The following is a 263-nucleotide window of genomic DNA, read 5'->3' as shown; positions in this document are numbered from 1 at the left end:
ATATGACACTGCGCCATCCATGGCAGACAAGCTTCGCCATTGGGGCAACTTTTGTAGCTGCAACGTTACAGTTGATGATACCTCGACTGCTTGGCCACGCGGTCGACCAGACGCAGACGGCGGTCGCCGGTGGCGCTGCGGGCCAGATTGCCGAGAATGCACTCCTGACGACCGCCCTGCTCCTGCTCACGGTCAGCATTCTGCGCGGCCTGTTCACGATGGTGCAGAACTACTACAGCGAGGCGGTCGGTCATCACATGGGC

At 60.5% G+C, this 263-nt stretch carries 1 pseudogene; it reads left to right on the top strand.

Going from position 1 to position 263, the window contains the following annotated elements:
- Nucleotides 1-2: 2 nt before the first annotated feature.
- A pseudogene (locus tag ACPYOI_RS36405) lies at nt 3-263 on the top strand (ABC transporter ATP-binding protein); the annotation flags it as partial.

The sequence above is a fragment of the Rhizobium sp. SVR5-2C genome (assembly GCF_056755115.1).
The sequence above is the reverse complement of the archived record's forward strand: the minus strand, read 5'-3'. Positions and strand labels throughout refer to the sequence as shown.